Annotated in this window: 14 protein-coding genes; 10 read left to right on the top strand and 4 right to left on the bottom strand. The window is 72.1% G+C overall.

The genetic code is table 11. The features are described from left to right. Nucleotides 1-154: 154 nt before the first annotated feature. Nucleotides 155-1,612, bottom strand: a complete 1,458-nt coding sequence (locus AAG827_RS11500) for an NAD(P)/FAD-dependent oxidoreductase (RefSeq protein ID WP_341926120.1) — start codon at nt 1,610-1,612, stop codon at nt 155-157. Nucleotides 1,613-1,682: 70 nt separating this feature from the next. On the opposite strand from AAG827_RS11500, the gene AAG827_RS11495 reads away from it, so the two are divergent. Beyond that, on the top strand, nt 1,683-2,663 hold the full coding sequence (locus AAG827_RS11495) for a helix-turn-helix domain-containing protein (protein WP_341926119.1): 981 nt from the start codon (nt 1,683-1,685) through the stop codon (nt 2,661-2,663). Between the two features lie 69 nt (nt 2,664-2,732). Then, nucleotides 2,733-4,808 carry a PhoX family phosphatase gene (locus AAG827_RS11490; RefSeq protein WP_341926118.1) on the top strand — a complete coding sequence of 692 codons (2,076 nt, stop codon included), beginning with the start codon at nt 2,733-2,735 and terminating at the stop codon, nt 4,806-4,808. 51 nt (nt 4,809-4,859) lie between these two features. Here AAG827_RS11490 and AAG827_RS11485 read toward each other — a convergent pair whose 3' ends face one another. After that, complete coding sequence (locus AAG827_RS11485) at nt 4,860-5,621, bottom strand: 3-oxoacyl-ACP reductase family protein (RefSeq protein ID WP_341926117.1); 762 nt, start codon at nt 5,619-5,621, stop codon at nt 4,860-4,862. Between the two features lie 102 nt (nt 5,622-5,723). On the opposite strand from AAG827_RS11485, the gene AAG827_RS11480 reads away from it, so the two are divergent. The 6 genes from AAG827_RS11480 (at nt 5,724) to holA (ending at nt 14,435) form a co-directional block, all read left to right on the top strand. After that, nucleotides 5,724-6,350 carry a TetR/AcrR family transcriptional regulator gene (locus AAG827_RS11480; protein WP_341926116.1) on the top strand — a complete coding sequence of 209 codons (627 nt, stop codon included), beginning with the start codon at nt 5,724-5,726 and terminating at the stop codon, nt 6,348-6,350. A gap of 144 nt (nt 6,351-6,494) precedes the next feature. Next, nucleotides 6,495-8,987: a leucine--tRNA ligase gene (gene leuS / locus AAG827_RS11475; RefSeq protein WP_341926115.1), complete on the top strand. Its 2,493-nt coding sequence runs from the start codon at nt 6,495-6,497 to the stop codon at nt 8,985-8,987. A 38-nt stretch (nt 8,988-9,025) separates the two neighbouring features. Continuing rightward, nucleotides 9,026-9,880, top strand: a complete 855-nt coding sequence (locus AAG827_RS11470; RefSeq protein ID WP_341926114.1) for a DegV family protein — start codon at nt 9,026-9,028, stop codon at nt 9,878-9,880. Nucleotides 9,881-10,084: 204 nt separating this feature from the next. Next, entirely contained in the window at nt 10,085-11,077 is a 993-nt protein-coding gene (locus AAG827_RS11465) for a ComEA family DNA-binding protein (RefSeq protein WP_341926113.1), read from the top strand. Nucleotides 11,078-11,098: 21 nt separating this feature from the next. After that, entirely contained in the window at nt 11,099-13,417 is a 2,319-nt protein-coding gene (locus tag AAG827_RS11460) for a ComEC/Rec2 family competence protein (RefSeq protein ID WP_341926112.1), read from the top strand. Nucleotides 13,418-13,460: 43 nt separating this feature from the next. Continuing rightward, nucleotides 13,461-14,435, top strand: a complete 975-nt coding sequence (gene holA / locus AAG827_RS11455) for a DNA polymerase III subunit delta (protein ID WP_341926111.1) — start codon at nt 13,461-13,463, stop codon at nt 14,433-14,435. A gap of 115 nt (nt 14,436-14,550) precedes the next feature. On the opposite strand, the gene rpsT is transcribed toward holA, so the two are convergent. Together rpsT and AAG827_RS11445 are read right to left on the bottom strand one after the other, a co-directional pair. After that, a complete protein-coding gene (gene rpsT, locus AAG827_RS11450; protein WP_341926110.1) occupies nt 14,551-14,808 on the bottom strand; it encodes a 30S ribosomal protein S20 in 258 nt (85 codons plus the stop codon). A gap of 133 nt (nt 14,809-14,941) precedes the next feature. After that, complete coding sequence (locus AAG827_RS11445; RefSeq protein ID WP_341926109.1) at nt 14,942-15,883, bottom strand: hypothetical protein; 942 nt, start codon at nt 15,881-15,883, stop codon at nt 14,942-14,944. Nucleotides 15,884-15,993: 110 nt separating this feature from the next. Here AAG827_RS11445 and lepA point away from each other — a divergent pair, with 110 nt between their 5' ends. Continuing rightward, nucleotides 15,994-17,907 (top strand): translation elongation factor 4, encoded by a 1,914-nt coding sequence (lepA, locus tag AAG827_RS11440; protein ID WP_341926108.1) that lies wholly within the window; start codon nt 15,994-15,996, stop codon nt 17,905-17,907. Nucleotides 17,908-17,918: 11 nt separating this feature from the next. Then, complete coding sequence (locus tag AAG827_RS11435) at nt 17,919-18,809, top strand: aminoglycoside phosphotransferase family protein (RefSeq protein ID WP_341926107.1); 891 nt, start codon at nt 17,919-17,921, stop codon at nt 18,807-18,809. Nucleotide 18,810: the final 1 nt, after the last annotated feature.

Below are 18,810 nucleotides of genomic sequence, written 5' to 3'. Positions count from 1 at the left end.
TAGGCGACGAACGCGGTCGACACGATCGCCCGGCCCCGCACGCTCACCGGGGTCGCGCTGAAGGGCAGCGGCGGCAGGGACTCGACCGGCACGGTCCAGGTCGTCAGGTGGCCGGTGCCGGCGAGGTCCCACGGCTCCGGGGGATAGGGCGTGCTCACGAGACGACCTCGAGCTCGTCCCAGTCGACCGTGGCCGTGCGCTGCTGGTACTCCGCGACCTGGCCGGGCCAGTTGGTCGTGATGCGCGGCCCGTCGACGTACCAGCTCGAGCAGCCGGCCCACGCGCTCGTGGCGAGCCGCGACTGCATCTCGGTGTCGTAGGCGTCCGCCACCTCCCGTCGTACGACGACCGCGCGGGCGCCGCCGTCGGCGATGCGACGGGCGACCTGGGCGATGTAGGAGGCCTGCGCCTCGAGCATGTTGATGATCGAGCTGCCACCGAGGTTGGTGTTGGGCCCGTAGATGCAGAAGAGGTTGGGGAAGTCGGGCACCGCCAGCCCGAGGTGGGCGCGCGCACCGTCGGCCCACCGCTCGTGCAGGTCGGCGCCGCCGACCCCGGTGACGGTGATGGGGGCGAGGAAGTCGGTGGCGGCGAAGCCGGTGCCCCAGATCAGCACGTCGGCCTCGTGGAGCACGCCGTCGGCGGTGCGCACCCCGGTCGGCTCCACGGAGGCGACGCGCTCGGTGACGACGTCGACGTGGTCACGCGCCAGCGCGGGATACCAGTGGTTGGAGAAGAGCAGCCGCTTGCAGCCGAGCTCGTAGTCGGGCACGAGCTTGGCGCGCAGGGCGGCGTCGCGGACCTGGGCGCGCAGCGCGAGTCGCCACGTCTGCTTGAGCGCGGCCAGCAGGGGCTTGGTGGCGAAGGACTCGCCGGAGAGTGCGCCGTTGAAGAGCTCGGTGAGCCGGAACCACGTGCGCCGCTCGGTGGCCAGCAGGGCCGGGAAGCGCTCGAACGCGCGGTGGTGGCGGGGGCGGTAGGCCTGGTCGGGCTTGGGCACGACGTAGGGCGCCGAGCGCTGGAAGACCGTCATCTCGCTGACCCGGTCGACGATGCCGGGGACGAACTGGATGGCGCTCGCGCCGGTGCCGACCACCGCGACGCGCTTGCCGGTGAGGTCGACGTCGTGGCGCCACTGCGCGGAGTGGAAGGTGGGGCCGGCGAAGGTCTCGGTGCCCGGGAGGTCGGGGATGACCGGGTTGGAGAGCTGGCCGACGGCGGAGACGACGATCTCGGCCGTCCACGACCTCCCGTCCGCCGCGGCGACGTGCCAGGTCAGGGCCTGCTCGTCGTAGGTCACGCTCGTGACCTCGACCCCGGTGGTCACCAGGTCGAGCAGTCCCTCGCGCGCCGCGGTCTCCTGGATGTAGTCGAGGATCTCCGGCTGCTCGGAGTAGCGCCGTCCCCAGCCGGGGTTGGTGGCCCAGGACCAGGAGTAGAGCGGTGAGGGCACGTCGCAGGCGGCGCCCGGGTAGGTGTTGTCGCGCCACACCCCGCCCACGCTGTCGGCGCGCTCGAGGACGGTGACGTCCGTGATGCCCTGCTGAAGGAGGGCATGGGCGGCGCCGAGGCCGCCGAAGCCGGCTCCGATGATGACGACACGGGTGCTCATGGCTCCGAAACTAGGCGCCGCACGGACGTCGTGGAGCGTGTGGGCGGTGATCTGATTGATAATTCCGGACATGACGACCGATGCGCGGGGGCTGCCGGCCCCGGCCGCCGAGGACTGGGGCTTCCCCCGCTCGGCGGCGGGCACCGCCCTGCTCGTGGAGTACGCCGGGGCGCGCGGCGTCGGCGCGGCCCGCGCGCTCGTCGGCACCGGTCTCACCGCGGGGTCGCTCGCGGCGCTGGTGCGCGGCGGCGGTGAGGTCACCGCCGCGCAGGAGCTGTGCGTGGTGCGCACCCTCCACCGGCTTCTCGGCGAGGTCGGGGTGGAGGTGGGGGAGCGTTACCAGGCCTCCACGTTCGGCGCGTTCGGCTACGCGATGCTGTCCAGCCGCACCGTGCTGGACGCCATCACCGTGGCGCTGCGGCTGATCGACCTCAGCTTCGCCTTCGCGATCCCACGCGCGTCGCTGGTCGGGGACGAGGTCCACGTCAGCGTCGACGGCGGCGCGCTGCCCTCCGACGTACGCAGGCTGCTGGTGGAGCGCGACGCCACGGCGATCGTGACCGTCCTGGAGTCGCTGGTCCCGGGCGGGGTGGGGGCGCGGCTGACGTGGGCCCCGGGAGCGGCGGCCATCGCGTTCGGCGCGGACCAGCTCGAGCGTCCGCTGCCGCAGCGCAGCGCCGAGCGGCTCGCGCTCGCCGAGCGGATGTGCGCCGAGGTCGTCGACGTGCGTCGGGTCCGCCGGGGGCTGGCGCAGGACGTGCGGGTGCTGATCACCCAGCGCCTGGCCGAGGGCGCGCCGATGGCGGAGGTCGCGGCTGCGCTGGCGATGGGGGAGCGCACCTTGCGTCGTCGGCTGGGAGACGAGGGAGTGGGCTACCAGGAGCTGCTCGACGAGGTCCGGTCGTCGCTGGCGATGGCGCTGCTCGACGGTCGGGCCACGATGCCGGTGGCGGAGGTCGCCCGCCGCCTGGGCTATGCCGAGTCCGCCAGCTTCATCCGCGCCTTCCGTCGGTGGACCGGGCGCACGCCGACCGAGGTGTCGCCCTCCTGACCATTGCGGGACACCCGTTGGTCACCTGTCCGGTCCACCTGGTTCACCGGGCGCTGGTCGGCTGGGGGCATGACCCAGACGCCCTCGCGCCCCCTGCTGCCCCTGACCCCGGTGACGCCGGCATCGTCAGCGAGCCGCCACGGCTCGCGCAGCTTCATGACCTGCTTCTTCCGGTGCGGCAACGCCTGCGACCACCCCGAGCCCAACCGCTCCGGCAACGGCCACATCCAGGAGGAGATCACGAAAGCGGTCCAGCGCCGCTCCGTCCTCAAGGGTGCTGCGATCGGCACCGGCGCCCTGGTCGTGGGCTCGGGCGCCGCCTCCGGCGGTCTGGCCGCCGCCGCCGTCGAGCCCGCCGCCCGTGCGACCTCCGGCGACCTCGCGAAGACCACCTTCACGGCCGTCAAGCCCAACAAGCGCGACGCGGTCACCGTCGCCGAGGGCTTCGCCACCTCGGTCGTGATGCGCTGGGGCGACCGCGTCCTGCCGGGTGCTCCCGAGTTCGACGCCACGAAGCAGACTCCCGAGGCCGCGCGCCAGCAGTTCGGCTACAACTGCGACTACGTCGGCGTGCTGCCGACCGGTCGCGACGAGGCCGTCATGGTCGTCAACCACGAGTACACCGACGAGAACCTGATGTTCCCCGCCGGCACCTACACGCCGGCCGAGATCAAGGCCATCTCGATGAGCAACCACGGCATGTCCGTGGTCGAGATCCGGCGCGGGGTCGTGCCCGGCGACTGGAGGGCCGAGACCAACCTGCGCAAGGCCAAGCTCAACCGACGGCTGCACATCGAGACCGAGTTCAAGATCGTCGGCCCCGCCGCCGGCGACGACCGGCTCAAGACGATCGACGACACGTCCGGTCGGAGTGCGCGCGGGACGCTCAACAACTGCGCCGGCGGCAAGACCCCCTGGGGCACGGTGCTCTCGGGCGAGGAGAACTTCAACCAGTACTTCGACAAGTCCGGCGCGCTCGACCCGCGCTACACCGCCGAGTACGCGCGCTACGGCATCACCGGCTCCGGCAAGGGGTGGAGCGAGATTGACTCCCGCTTCGACCTCACCCTGGACCCGCACGAGCCGCACCGCTTCGGCTGGATCGTCGAGGTCGACCCGATGGATCCCTCCTCCACCCCGCGCAAGCACACGATGCTCGGTCGCTTCAAGCACGAGGGCGCCAACATCGTCATCGCCAAGAACGGCAAGGCCGTGGCCTACATGGGCGACGACGAGCGCGGTGACTACATCTACCGCTTCGTCTCGGCCGAGAAGTTCGACCCGGCCCGCACGGCCAAGGCGCGTCGCCACAACCTGACGCTGCTGACGAAGGGCACGCTGTCGGTCGCGAAGTTCTCCGGCGACGGCTCCGAGGACGGCGTCTACGACGGCACCGGCCGGTGGATCCCGCTGTGCACCGACACGACGTCGTACGTCGAGGGCATGTCAGTCGCCGACGTCCTCATCTTCACGCGCCTGGCCGCCGACAAGGTCGGCCCCACCAAGATGGACCGCCCCGAGGACGTCGAGCCCAACCTGGTCAACGGCAAGGTCTACGCCGCGCTGACCAACAACTCCAACCGCGGCAAGCCCGAGCTCCCGGTCGACGAGGCCAACCCGATCGCGTCGTCGATGGTGCGGGCGTCGCCCGGTGCGCCGCTCACGTCGGCGTCGGGCAACCGCAACGGCTACGTGCTGGAGATGACGCCGACCGGCGGCCACGCCGCCAGCGGCTTCACCTGGGACCTGCTGCTCGTCTGCGGCGACCCGGCTGCGGCCGAGACCTACTTCGGCGGCGTGGACAAGGCGACGGTCAGCCCCATCAGCTGCCCCGACAACGTCACCTTCGACTCCGAGGGCCAGCTGTGGATCTCCACCGACGGCAACGTGCTCGGCTCCAACGACGGGATCTTCCGCGTCCCCACCCAGGGACCGCTGCGCGGCCAGGTCCGCCAGTTCGTCACGATGCCCCGTGGCGCCGAGGCGTGCGGACCGCTGATCTACGACAAGAACCGCTCGCTGTTCTTCGCCGTCCAGCACCCCGGCGAGATCGACGGTGCGACCTTCGAGAACCAGGCGAGCACCTGGCCGCACACCGACGACTTCCCGCGTCCGTCGGTGGTCGTGGCCTACCGGCGCCGCTGAGGGAGCGGTCGCTGCTCGATCACCTGATCACGACCGCTCGCGCGGTCGTGATCAGGTGATCGTCATGCCCCCGTCGACGGGCAGCGTCTGGCCGGTGATGTAGCCGGCGGCGTCGGAGGCGAGGAAGACCACGGTGGCGGCCAGCTCGGCCGGATCGCCCTTGCGGCCGGCGGGGATCCGCGGGCCCTGGGACTCCAGGTAGCCCTCGGGATAGCTGTCGGTCATCTCCGAGGTGAAGAAGCCCGGGGCGATCGCGTTGACGCGGATGCCCTTGCGCCCGGTCCACTGCTGGGCCAGGTCGCGGGTCAGGCCGATCAGCCCGGCCTTGGACGCGGCGTAGGCCGCCTGGGGCAGGCCCGCGGTCGTGATGCCGAGGACCGAGGAGATGTTGATGATGCTGGAGCCCGGCTGCATCACGCGCCCGCACTCCTGGGCCATCCAGTAGCACCCGTTGAGGTTGACGTCGATGACGCCGCGGAACTGCTCGGGCGTCTCCCGCGTGGCGGGCACCGCGGTGCCGATGCCCGCGTTGTTGACCAGGATGTCGACGCGGCCGAACTCCTCCATGGCCAGCGCCACCAGGTTGGCGCACGAGGCCGGGTCGGACACATCGGTGCTCACCGTGAGCGCACGCCGTCCCGCGGCCTCGACCAGCGCGGCGGTGTCGGCCATCTTCTCCACGCGTCGCGCGCCCAGCGCGAGATCGGCGCCGGCCTCGGCCAGGCCCTGGGCGAAGGCGACGCCCAGTCCGCTCGAGGCGCCGGTCACCACGGCCACCTTGCCGTCCAGTCGGAACATGTCAGTCACAGTCATGGGTCCGACCCTAGGCCCCGTGCGTCGACCGGCGTAGAAGTGCCGGTCCGCAGGCGCGTGCTCGCGTAGCATGAGGTCCCAGACGTGGAGGAGGTGGACTCGATGGCCACCACGACCAGGGCTCGAGCCACCCAGGCCGACAAGCACGAAGCACGCCGCGCGGAGCTGGCCGAGTCCGCACTCGTCACGTTGGGGGAGCGCGGCTACGCGCGCACCACGCTGCGCGAGATCGCCCTCAACTCCCAGTTCAGCCACGGCGTCGTGCACTACTACTTCCAGGACAAGCTCGAGCTCATCGTCTACTGCGTGCGCCACTACAAGGCCACGTGCGTCACCCGCTACGACCAGGTCGTCGCCACGTCCACCACCGCCGACGGGCTGCTCGAGGCCTTCTCCGCCAAGCTGGTCGAGACGCTGCAGGACGAGGCGCCCATGCACCGGCTGTGGTACGACCTGCGCTCGCAGAGCATGTTCGAGGACTCGCTGCGTGAGGCGGTCTCGATGATCGACGCCACCCTCGAGGACATGGTCTGGCGCGTCGTCGAGCGCTACTCCGAGCTGGTCGGGCGGCCGACGGTGGTGCCGCGCGCCGCGGCGTACGGCATCCTGGACGGGCTCTTCCAGCAGGCGTTGCTGGGCCACCTCGCGGGTGAGCGAGCGGCCCTCGACACGATCGTCGAGCAGGTCCACGGCCTGATGCCGCTCATGCTGGCTCCCGCGCCGGCCTGACGTTCCGCTACCCTGAGGTCATGCGCAGGACCCTTCTCCTTATCTAGCCGCGTCGACACGCACACGTCGCCGCGGCTGCCCCTCGTGCTCGGGGGGTTTTTTTGTGCCCCGATGAGGTCCGACCCAGAGCCGAGAGAGAAGACGATGACCCAGCGAGAGACGGCCGAGCGGGACGAGCCCGCGACCTACGACGTGGCTGCCACCGAGCAGAAGTGGCAGCCGGTCTGGGAGCAGCTCGACCCCTTCCGCGCCGACGACTCCTCGACGCGTGAGAAGCGCTACGCGCTGACGATGTTCCCCTACCCCAGCGGCGACCTGCACATGGGTCACGCGGAGGTCACCGCGCTGCACGACGTGATCGCGCGCTACTGGTGGCAGAAGGGTTACGAGGTCCTCAACCCCATGGGCTGGGACTCCTTCGGCCTGCCCGCCGAGAACGCCGCGATCCGCAACGACGCGCACCCGGCCGACTACACCTACGGCAACATCGCCACGCAGCTGGAGTCCTTCCAGAAGTACGCCGTGAGCTTCGACTGGTCGCGCCGGTTCAACACCTCGGACCCCTCCTACTACCGCTGGACCCAGTGGCTGTTCCTGAAGATGCGGGAGCAGGGCCTGGCCTACCGCAAGAACAGCCCGGTCAACTGGTGCCCCAACGACCAGACCGTGCTGGCCAACGAGCAGGTCGTCGACGGCGCCTGCGAGCGCTGCGGCGCCGAGGTCACCAAGCGCGAGCTGACCCAGTGGTACTTCCGCACGACGGCCTACGCCCAGGAGCTGCTGGACTGCCTGGACGAGCTGCAGCCGACCTGGCCGGCCAAGGTGATCAACGCGCAGCGCAACTGGATCGGTCGCTCCGAGGGCGCCCACGTCGACTTCGTCGTCGAGGGGCGCGAGGAGCCCCTGACGGTCTACACCACCCGTCCCGACACCCTGTTCGGTGCGACGTTCATGGTGGTCGCGGCCGACGCGGCCCTGGCCACCGAGCTGGTGACCGACGAGCAGAGCGCCGCTCTGGAGGACTACCTGGTCGAGGTCCGCAAGGAGACCGAGATCAACCGGCTGTCCACCGACCGGCCGAAGACGGGCGTCTTCCTGGGCGTGCACGCCGTCAACCCGCTGACCGGCGAGCGGATCCCGGTCTACGCCGCGGACTACGTCCTGGCCGACTACGGCACCGGCGCGATCATGGCCGTGCCCGCACAGGACCAGCGCGACTGGGACTTCGCGAAGGCCTTCGACCTGCCGATCGTGCGCACGGTCGAGCCGCCCGCGGACTGGGACGGCCACGACACGATGGCCTTCACCGGTGACGGCCCGGCCATCAACTCCGCCAACGACGAGATCGACCTGTCGGGCATGGGCGTGGCCGAGGCGAAGAGCACGACCATCACCTACCTGGAGGGCAAGGGGCTGGGTCGCGGCACGGTCAACTTCCGGCTGCGCGACTGGCTGCTGTCGCGCCAGCGTTACTGGGGCGCCCCGATCCCGATCATCCACTGCCCGGTCGACGGCGAGGTCCCGGTGCCGGAGGACCAGCTGCCCGTGGAGCTGCCCGAGCTGCGCGGCGCCGACCTGAAGCCCAAGGGCACCTCGCCCCTGGGTGCGGCGACCGACTGGGTCAACGTCAGCTGCCCGACCTGTGGCGGTCCGGCGACGCGCGACACCGACACCATGGACACCTTCGTGGACTCGTCGTGGTACTTCTTCCGCTACGTCTCCCCGCACGACGACAGCCAGGCCTTCGACACCACGCTGGCCCAGGAGTGGGGTCCCATCGACCTCTACGTCGGCGGCGACGAGCACGCCGTGCTGCACCTGCTCTACGCCCGCTTCTTCACCAAGGCCCTGCGCGACATGGGGCTGGTCAGCTGGGACGAGCCGTTCTCGGCCTACCTGTCCCAGGGCAAGGTCATCAACAACGGCCGCAAGATGAGCAAGTCGCAGGGCAACGGCATCAACCTGGGCGACCAGTTGGCGGAGTTCGGCGTGGACGCCGTGCGCCTGACGCTGGTCTTCGCGAGCCCGCCCGAGGACAACATCGACTGGGCCGACGTGTCGCCCGGTGGGTCATTGCGCTTCCTGCAGCGGGCATGGCGCCTGAGCGGCGACGTCACCAGCGCGCCGGGCACCGACCCGGCGACGGGTGACACCGCCCTGCGCACGCTGACGCACAAGACGGTGCACGAGGCCGAGGGGCTGATCGAGAAGCACCGCTTCAACGTCATGGTGGCCCGCACGATGGAGCTGGTCAACGCCACCCGCAAGGCGATCGACTCGGGTTGCGGCGGCGCCGACCCCGCGGTCCGCGAGGCCGTGGAGACCGTGGCGATCCTGCTGTCCCTGGTGGCGCCGTACACCGCCGAGGAGATGTGGGAGCGGCTGGGCCACGAGCCGACCGTCGCCCGCGTGGGGTGGCCGGTCGTCGACCCCGCGCTGCTGGTCGAGGAGTCGGTCACGGCGGTCGTCCAGGTCCAGGGCAAGGTCAAGGCCCGCCTGGAGGTGGCCCCCGACATCGCCGAGGGTGACCTGGAGGCGCTGGCGCTCGCCGACCCGACGGTCGTGGCGGCCATCGACGGTCGTGAGGTCCGCAAGGTCGTCGTGCGGGCACCCAAGCTCGTCAACATCGTGGTCTGACCACGACCGACGAGGCGGACGCCACTACTCTCTGCCACATGTCGGTCGTCGTCGTCACGGACTCGACCGCCAGCCTCCCCGCGGAGGTGGCGGCCGAGCGCGGGATCATCGTCGTCCCGCTCCAGGTGGTCATCGGTGCCCACGCCTACGACGAGGGCTCCCCGGAGGCCACCCCGGAGCGGGTCGCGGAGGCGCTGCGCGACTTCCGTCCCGTGAGCACCTCGCGCCCGGCGCCGGCGGTGATGCTGGATGCCTATGAGCGGGCCGCCGCCGCCGGGGCCAAGCAGATCGTGTCGGTGCACCTCTCCGGTGACATGAGCGGCACGTTCGAGTCGGCGCAGCTCGCGGCGCGCGACTCCCCGGTGCGGGTCGTGTGCGTCGACAGCCGCGAGGTCGGGGTCGCCACCGGCTATGCCGCCCTTGCTGCAGCGGACGTCATCGGACGGGACGGCTCCGTCGAGGCAGCCGCCGCCGCGGCCCGCGCCCGCGCCGAGGCCTGCTCGTCGTTGTTCTACGTCGACACGCTGGAGTATCTCCGGCGCGGTGGGCGCATCGGGGCAGCCGCCGCGCTGTTCGGGGGAGCCCTCGCGGTCAAGCCGCTGCTCACCATCGAGGACGGCGTCGTCGCGTCGCTGGAGAAGGTCCGCACCTCGGGCAGGGCGCTGGCCCGGCTCGAGGAGCTGGCCGTGGCCGCGGCCGGGGACGCCGAGATCGACCTGTGCGTCGCCCACCTCGCCAACCAGGAGCGCGCCGACCTCCTCGCCGACCAGCTCCGGACCCGCTTGGCGGACAACCTCGGGGGCCGGGAGGTCTGGTGCGGAGAGCTCGGTGCGGTCCTCGGTGCGCACGTGGGTCCCGGCATGATCGCCGTCTGCGTGGCGCCGCGGCTCTGAGCGCGGGTGCGGCGGGTCTCAGTCGCCGAACGGGGCGGTGGGTGGTGGGGGGGTGTGGTGCCTGTCGGATCGCCCGTAGGTCACCGCCCGAGCTCGACGCCCACCGGGCCCGGGAGCGGTCCACAGCCGCCGCTCAGGCCGCGTTGTCCACAGGCGTGCCGCCGGTCCGAGCGCGCCGGGGGCCGTCCTGCCTACCGTCCTTCCATGCGATCTCGACGCTCGGGCCAGGACCACGATGCCGCTGTCGCGCGGCGGCTGGAGCAGCTGCGCGTGGAGCTGGACGCGACGCGTGGCGGGCAGGCGGCCGCACCTGCGGCGGTCGAGCCCGCCGCGGGCGGCGCGTGGTGGGAGGGCCACACCCGGGTGGCCGGCCGCCCGCTGGTGGTCGTCCCACCGCTCGAGGCACTGCCCGCGGAGCCCCGCCCGCCGCGGCCGGTCGAGGTTCTCGGGCCGTCCGCGCCCGCCGAGCCGCCCCGGGTGCCGGTGCCCGGACGGCACGCCGCCCGCCGTCGCCGACCCGGCCTGGCCGAGGCCCTGCCCGACACGCTGAGGGGACGTGTCGGTCTCGGGCTCGCCCAGGTGGCCGTGCTCGCGGTGCTCGTGGCGATCGGGCTGGCGCTGACGACGTGGTGGGTGCTGCGAGGTGATCCCGAGGCGGCTCCCACGGCGGCGCCGGTGGTGACCTCCCCGGGCGCCGAGCTCGTGACGCTCCCGTCGGCGTCGGCGTCGGTGTCCTCGGCCCCGGAGGGTGCGGCAGGAGCGGCGACGGTGACCGTCGACGTCGCCGGCAAGGTGCGACGACCCGGGATCGCCGTCCTCGACACCGGGTCGCGGGTGGTCGACGCCCTCGAGGCGGCCGGGGGAGCGCGGCCCGGCGTGGACCTGTCGTCGATCAACCTGGCTCGGGTGCTCGTCGACGGCGAGCAGATCCTGGTCGGGCGTGCTCCGAGCTCGACGACCCCGGCACCCCCGGGCCTCACCGGGACCGCGCCGGGAGCGGGCGGTCCGCTGGTCAACCTCAACCTCGCCGGCCAGGCCGAGCTCGAGACCCTGCCTGAGGTGGGCCCCGTGACCGCCCAGTCGATCCTCGCGTGGCGTGACGAGCACGGCGGCTTCTCGGCCGTGGAGGAGCTGCTGGAGGTCGACGGCATCGGCGACGCCACGCTGGAGCAGATCGCTCCGTTCGTGACGATCTGACGTGCCGACGAGCCGGCGGTGGTGAGGCCCGACGACCACGACCCGGACCGGGGACCTCGCGACCTGCGGATGCCGCTGCTCGGGGTCGTCGCCTGGCTCGCGGCGCTGGCGGTGCACCTGCTCGGCGCGGGCGCGTGGGTGCTGCTCGGCCTCCTGGCCTCACTGGGGGCTGCGGCGGTGGCACGGCCTCCGCGACGGCACCACGCGGCCACCGTCGCCGGCCTCGTGCTCGTCGCCGCTGCCGTCGCGGGCTCCACCGCGCTGCGTCACCAGGCGATCAGCGCCAACCCCGTCGCCGACCTGGCCGAGGACCGGGCGGCGGTGGTGCTGAGCGGCACGGTGGTCTCGGACCCGCGGCCGGTGTCCGGGAGGTTCGCCGACCAGGTGCTGCTGCGGCTGGAGGTCCGGGAGGTCACGGGTCGGGGTGCCACCCACCGCTTGGCCACCCCGGTCCTGGTCATCGGCGGGGAGGCCTGGTCCGATGCGGCGCTGGGGTCTCGGGTGCGCACGTCCGGGCTCCTGGCCCCGGCTGACGGCGACGACCTGGCAGCGGTGCTGACGTCCGCCCGCGACCCGGTCGTCCTCGAGCGCCCCGACGTGTGGTGGCGCGGTGCGGGCGCCGTCCGCGAGTCGATCCGCGCCTCTGTAGCTCACCGCCCCGACGACCAGCGGGCCCTCGTCCCGGCGCTCGTGGACGGTGACGACGCCGGGCTGGACCCGGCTCTCGCCGATGACTTCCGCACCACGGGGCTGACCCACCTGACGGCCGTCTCGGGCACCAACCTGACCCTGGTCGTCGGCTTCCTGCTGGTCCTGGCGCGCTGGTGCCGGCTGCGCGGCCGCTGGCTCTACGTCGTCGGCGCCCTGGGCATCCTCGGCTTCGTGCTCCTGGCCCGCACCGAGCCGAGCGTGCTCCGCGCGGCCGCCATGGGAGCAGTGGGGCTGCTGGCGATGGGGTCCAACGGGCAGCAGCGGGCGTTCCGGGCGCTGGGCGTCGCCGTGGTCGTGCTGCTGCTCGTGCAGCCGGGGCTGGCGGCCTCGGTGGGGTTCGCCCTGTCGGCGCTCGCCACCGCCGGCATCGTCGTGCTCGCGCCCGGGTGGCGCGACGCGATGGCGCGCTGGCTCCCACGGTGGGTGGCGGAGGCGGTCTCGGTCCCGGCAGCGGCCCAGCTGGCCTGCACCCCGGTCGTCGCCGCCATCTCGGGACAGGTGAGCCTGGTCGCCGTCGTCGCCAACCTGGCCGTGGCCCCCGTCGTGGGCCCGGCCACCGTCCTCGGGCTCACCGGTGGGCTGCTCGGCCTGGCGGTCCCGGCCGCGGGCACCCTCGTGGGCACCGGCGCCGCCTGGTGCGTCGGCTGGATCGTCGCGGTCGCGCGGCGCGGTGCCGAGCTGCCCGGCGCAGCGCTGGACTGGGAGGCGGGTGTCGGATCGGTGGCCGTGCTCAGCCTGCTCTGCCTGGTCCTGGCCGTGGCCGCACCCTGGCTCCTGCGCCGGCCGCTGGCAGCCATCGGCCTCGCGATCGTGATGGTCATCGGGGTGACGGTCCGGCTGCCCAGCCCGGGCTGGCCGCCCGCGGGCTGGGTGCTCGTCATGTGTGACGTCGGCCAGGGCGACGCCCTGGTCCTGCGAGCAGGTCCCCGGACCGGGGTCGTGGTCGACGTGGGACCCGACGCCTCAGCCGTCGACGCGTGCCTCGACGACCTCGGCGTCGACATCGTGCCGCTCGTGGTCCTGACGCACTTCCATGCCGACCACGTCGACGGCCTGGCGGGGGTGCTCGAGGGGCGCGAGGTCGGTGAGGTGGAGACGTCGCGGATGCGCGACCCGACCTCCGGCGTCGAGACGGTGCTCGGCGCCGCGGCGGCAGTCGGGCTGGCGCCCCTCGTCGCGCCCTACGCCGAGACACGCGTCGTCGGTGAGGTGACCCTCCAGACCCTGTGGCCGCTCCCGGACTCGCCCACCGAGGGCACCGGTGACGGGAGCCGGGCCAACGACGCCAGCGTGGTGCTGCTCGCCGAGGTCAGAGGCGTGCGGATCCTGCTCGCCGGCGACCTGGAGCCCCCCGGTCAGGCGGCGCTGGCGCGTCTCGTGCCGGCCCTCGACGTCGACGTGCTCAAGGTGCCCCACCACGGCAGTCGCTACCAGGACCTCGCCTTCCTCACCTCGCTCGAGGCGGAGCTGGGACTGGTGTCGGTGGGGGCCGACAACGACTACGGGCACCCGGCTGAGGAGGTCCTCGACGCGCTGGAGCAGGCCGGCGCCGACGTGCTCCGCACCGACACGTCGGGCGACCTGGCGGTCGTCGTCGACGAGGGAGAAGCGGTGGCCGTGGGCCGATGAGGGAGGCCGGGGGACTGTCGGAGCGATGTGGGAGGGTTGCCTCATGCGTGCGGGAGACGTCCTGGGTCGGGTCACCCTGGTGACCGGCAAGGAGGAGTTCCTCAACGAGCGCACGATCACCGCCGTGCGTGAGGTGGTCCGCTCCCACGACCCCGAGTCCGAGATCTCCGAGACCGGTGCCGCCGAGCTGACGCTCGCCAGCCTGGGGGAGCTCTCCGCCCCGTCGCTGTTCTCCACGATCCGCTGCGTGGTGGTGCGCTCCTTCGAGCAGCTGCCCGACGAGTCGGTCGACGGCCTGCTGGGCTATGCCGCCTCGCCCGCCGAGGACGTCGCGCTGGTGCTGGTCCACGGCGGCGGCCCCAAGGGCTCCGGCGTGCTGACCAAGCTCCGCAAGCTGACCACCGTGACCGAGTCCAAGTCGGGCGAGCTGAAGCCCTCGGAGTTCCCCGCGTTCGTCGCCTCCGAGGTCCGCGTCCACGGCTCGACGATCGAGCAGGAGGCCGCGCTCTTCCTCGTCCAGGCCGTCGGGCACGACCTGCGATCGCTCTCGGCCGCCGCCCACCAGCTCACCAACGACTTCCCGGGGCAGCCGCTGACGGTCGACCGGGTCAAGCAGTACTTCGGCGGTCGAGCCGAGGCCAAGTCGTTCGCGGTCGCCGACGCCGCCTTCTCCGGGCGCCGCACGGCCGCGCTCGAGGAGCTGCGGTGGGCTCTCGACGGCGGCACGCCCGCGGTCCTCGTGACGTCGGCCTTCGCCGGCAGCGCTCGCGGCCTCGCCCGCTACAAGGGGGCCATGCGGGGCATGCGCGAGGCCGACCTGGCTCGCGAGGTGGGGGTCCCGCCGTGGAAGCTTCGCTCGATCCGTGACCAGTCCCGGGGGTGGTCCGACGCCGGGCTCTCGCGGGTGATCCGGGCTGTGGCCAAGGCCGACGCCGACATCAAGGGCGCCGCGAGCGACCCGTCCTACACGCTGGAGCGGCTCGTGCTCACTGTGACCGCGTTGCGCGACCAGCGCTGACGGCTCATCCCCGGTGCCGGTCGCTGCTCCCGGCAGATCCGGCCGAGAGAGCCAGGAAATGCACGAAGACCCGTCAGAGGGACTCTGACGGGTCGCACGTGCGAGGCTGCTCAGCTCAGAGCGAGGCAGCCTTCTTGGCGATGGCCGACTTGCGGTTGGCCGCCTGGTTCTTGTGGATGACGCCCTTGGAGGCAGCCTTGTCGAGCTTGCGCGCGGCGTCCTGGCCCAGGGCCACGGCGTCGGCGGAGCCGGCCTCGGCGGCCTCGCGGAACTTGCGGACGGCGGTCTTCAGGTTGCTCTTCACAGCCTTGTTGCGCTCGTGCGCCTTCTCGTTCTGCTTGTTGCGCTTGATCTGGCTCTTGATGTTGGCCACTGCTACGCCTTCGTCTTGGGGGATTGCTGTCTCAGGTCTGGAGTTTGCGGTCGGCGCAGGCTCCTGCCGGACACGCGACGGGCAAGATTAGCAGCGGGCCGTCCGGCTGCCCAAATCGGACGCCGACGGTGCTTCACTCCCAGCCCCGTCGCTCGCACAGCCAGTCCCAGACCACCTCGCCCTGCCACCACTGCACGTCGCGGAGGTGGGGCGACGTCGGCGGCACCGGCTCGTCGGACTGGCGCATGAAGAAGGCGGCCAGCAGGGCCAGGACGATGTCGACGTGCTCGGCCGGCAGGTCCTTCGTCAGGGGAGCCGAGGCGAGGGCGGTCTCCACGTCGAGCCCGTCCCCGCGGGGACCGATCATCAGGAAGACGGTGTCGAGCCAGGCCGCCCCGACCGCCGGCCAGTTCCAGTCGCACAGGACCGCCGAGCCGTCGGGTCGGATCAGGATGTTGTCGTCGCGCACGTCGGTGTGGACCACCGTGTCGCCCGCGGTCACCTCCGCGAAGCGGGCCGCGAGCGCGGCGCCCTCCTCCTGGTGGGCGAGTCCGGGACGGGTGGCGCGGACGTGGTCCCAGTGGCCGGGGAAGTCGGCGAACTCCACGGCGAAGGTGTCCAGGGGCATGCCGGCCGGTGCGGGCGTCAGGACCCGAGCCGCGTGCTCCAGCATCGCGATCGAGGCGTCGAGGTCCGCCTGCGTCCAGGGACGCCGCGGCGCCCGCCCCTCGACGTACGCCAGACCCAGGACGACCCAGTCCTCACCGTCGTGGAACCAGCGCAGCGGCGCGGCGGGGGCGCTGGCGGGAAGGCCACGGAGCTTGCGGGCCTCCTCGCGGTAGGAGTGGGCGAACATCCGTTGCGCCTTGGTGGACGCCGCCTTCACGAAGTGGCGCGACCCGTCCTCGCAGACCAGGACGGACGCGAAGCCGGGTGTGAAGCCGCCGCCCTGCGAGATCGCGTCCACGACGGGGGAGCCGCAGCGCTGCTCCACGAGGGCGCGGATGTGGGGCGGGAGGAAGGTCCACTCGACGCGGCGGGCGGTCCGACCGTGGGGGAGGGGTGACTCGATCACCCGGCCCATCCTCGGTCACCGGCCACCGCCGGCGCGAACCGGCGCGACCGGGCTCGCCCGGCGCCCGCCGGTGCTCGCTGAGGCGGGGATGTCCAGGGCCGTGTGGGAGAATGAGGCGTCCCCCCGCACACCACCGAGAGTCGTCCGTGCCCCAGAACCTGCCCACCCCCGGCCAGACCGATCCGGCGATCATCCGCAACTTCTGCATCATCGCGCACATCGACCACGGCAAGTCGACGCTGGCCGACCGGATGCTCCAGCTGACCGGTGTCGTCGACGCCCGCGCCGCCCGCGCGCAGTACCTCGACCGCATGGACATCGAGCGCGAGCGCGGCATCACGATCAAGAGCCAGGCCGTCCGCATGCCGTGGACCGTGCCGGCCGGCAACGACCAGGACGCCGAGCCCGGCAACTACGTGCTCAACATGATCGACACCCCCGGCCACGTCGACTTCACCTACGAGGTGTCGCGCTCCCTCGAGGCGTGCGAGGCGGCCGTCCTGCTCGTCGACGCCGCCCAGGGCATCGAGGCCCAGACGCTGGCCAACCTCTACCTGGCGCTCGGCGCCGACCTGCACATCATCCCGGTGCTCAACAAGATCGACCTGCCCTCCGCGCAGCCCGAGAAGTACGCCGCGGAGCTCGCCGGCATCATCGGGTGCGACCCCTCCGACGTGCTGCAGACCTCGGCCAAGACCGGGCTCGGCGTCGAGGCGCTGCTCAACGAGATCGTCAAGCAGACCCCCGCGCCCGTGGGCAACGCCGACGCCCCGCCCCGCGCGCTGATCTTCGACTCCGTCTACGACACCTACCGCGGCGTGGTCACCTACGTCCGGGTCATCGACGGCAAGCTCAAGCACCGCGACCGGATCAAGATGATGTCGACCGGTGCCGTGCACGAGATGCTCGAGGTCGGCGTGATCAGCCCCGAGCCGGTCAAGGCCGGCGAGATCGGTGTGGGCGAGGTCGGCTACCTCATCACCGGCGTGAAGGACGTGCGTCAGTCGCGTGTGGGTGACACGGTCACCAGCCAGCACAACGGTGCCGACGAGCCCCTGGGTGGCTACAAGCACCCCAACCCGATGGTCTACTCCGGCCTCTACCCGATCGACGGCGACGACTACCCGACGCTGCGCGACGCGCTCGAGCGCCTCCAGCTCAACGACGCGGCCCTGGCCTACGAGCCCGAGACCTCCGGCGCGCTGGGCTTCGGCTTCCGCTGCGGCTTCCTGGGCCTGCTCCACATGGAGATCACCCGCGACCGCCTCGAGCGCGAGTTCAACCTCGACCTCATCTCGACCGCGCCCAACGTCGTCTACGAGGTGACGCTGGAGGACGGCAACGTCGTCGAGGTGACCAACCCCAGCGAATACCCCGAGGGCAAGATCGCCGAGGTCCGCGAGCCGGTCGTGCGCGCCACGATCCTGAGCCCGTCGGACTACATCGGCACCATCATGGAGCTGTGCCAGACCAAGCGCGGCAACCTGCAGGGGATGGACTACCTCTCCGAGGACCGCGTCGAGATGCGCTACACGCTGCCCATGGGCGAGATCGTCTTCGACTTCTTCGACCAGCTCAAGTCGCGCACCAAGGGCTACGCCTCGCTCGACTACGAACGCTCCGGTGACCAGGCCGCCGACCTCGTCAAGGTCGACATCCTGCTCCAGGGCGAGCCGGTCGACGCGTTCTCCGCGATCGTGCACAAGGACGCCGCCTACTCCTACGGCGTGATGCTGGCCGGCAAGCTCAAGGACCTGATCCCGCGTCAGCAGTTCGAGGTGCCGATCCAGGCCGCCATCGGCGCCCGGGTCATCGCCCGCGAGAACATCCGCGCGATCCGCAAGGACGTGCTCGCCAAGTGCTACGGCGGCGACATCACCCGCAAGCGCAAGCTGCTGGAGAAGCAGAAGGAGGGCAAGAAGCGGATGAAGATGGTCGGCCGCGTCGAGGTCCCCCAGGAGGCCTTCATCGCCGCGCTCTCCAACGACGGCGCCGGCAGCTCGGTCGACAAGGCCAAGAAGTAGTCGCTCCCGCCGTGCCGATCGACCTCTCCGCGGTCCTGGCGACCTTCGCCGGGCGCGACGAGATCTGGGCCTCGTGGGTCGACACCGTGCCGGGCCGGGTCGTCGCGCTGCTGGAGGAGTGGAAGCTGGTGCCCGACGGCCCGGCGATGCACGGCTTCGCGTCCGTGGTGGTGCCGGTGCTCCACCAGCGGGACCGGGCGGTGCTCAAGGTGGCCTTCCCCGACGACGAGTCCGAGCACGAGGCGCTGGCCCTGCAGCACTGGCACGGGCGCGGGGCGGTCACGCTGCTGCGGGCCGACCCGCGACGACGGGCGCTGCTGCTCGAGCGGTTGCACCCCACCGACCTCACCGAGCACTGGGACGTCGAGGCGTGCGAGGTCGTCGGCGGGCTCTACGCCGACCTCCACCGACCCGCACTGCCGCAGCTGCGCACCCTCACGTCGTACGTCGAGCGGTGGGGCGCCGCGCTCGGCTCGCTGCCGCGCAGCGCACCCTTGCCGCGTCGCCTGGTCGAGCAGGCGGTGTCGCTCGGCCACGACCTCGTCGGTGACCCGGCCAGCGTCGGGCGGGTGATCCACGGGGACCTGCACTACGCCAACGTGCTGGCCGGTGACCGGGCGCCGTGGCTGGCGATCGACCCCAAGCCGATGAGCGGCGACCCGCACTACGAGGTCGCACCGCTGCTGTGGAACCGCTTCGACGAGCTGGCCGGCGACGTCCGCGAGGGGGTGCGGCGGCGCTTCCACGCGACGATCGACGCGGCCGGACTCGACGAGGACCGGGCCCGGGACTGGGTGGTCGTGCGGGTGCTGCACAACGCGCTGTGGGCGATCCAGGACGGCGACCCGGACCCGGCGTGGCTGACCACCTGCGTGGCGATCGCCAAGGCGGTCCAGGACTGAC

The organism is Nocardioides psychrotolerans, assembly GCF_943371775.1.
Lineage (GTDB): Bacteria > Actinomycetota > Actinomycetes > Propionibacteriales > Nocardioidaceae > Nocardioides > Nocardioides psychrotolerans_A.
This window is presented reverse-complemented; position numbering and strand designations above follow the sequence as displayed.